The sequence below is a fragment of the Marinobacter sp. UBA2498 genome, assembly GCF_002341575.1.
Lineage (GTDB): Bacteria > Pseudomonadota > Gammaproteobacteria > Pseudomonadales > Oleiphilaceae > Marinobacter > Marinobacter manganoxydans.
In genome coordinates, this window is the sequence record NZ_DDOI01000080.1 from 12219 (window position 1) to 12606 (window position 388).

Sequence of the window (388 nt, forward strand, 5' to 3'; positions counted from 1 at the left end):
CGCGACGGCGTCACTGCCGAGGGGCTTGGCAAACTCCGTGCGGCCTTCAAGAAAGACGGCACCGTTACCGCCGGCAACGCCTCATCCCTCAACGATGGCGCCGCAGCCGTGATGGTCTGCAGTGCCGAGAAAGCGAAAGAACTGGGGCTGACTCCGATCGCCACCATCAAGGCCTACGCCAACGCAGGCGTGGACCCGACGATTATGGGCACCGGCCCGATCCCGGCCAGCCAGCGGTGTCTGAAGCTTGCCGGCTGGAGCACGGAAGATCTGGACCTGGTGGAAGCCAACGAAGCCTTCGCAGCCCAGGCTATTTCTGTAAATCGCGACATGGGCTGGGACACCGGCAAGGTTAACGTGAACGGCGGCGCCATTGCCCTGGGCCACC

1 protein-coding gene is annotated in these 388 nt (G+C 64.2%); it reads left to right on the forward strand.

Annotated elements, in window-relative coordinates; genetic code table 11:
• On the forward strand, window positions 1-388 hold a 388-nt coding region (locus tag B2W52_RS10845; RefSeq protein WP_476738529.1), incomplete at both ends, for a thiolase family protein.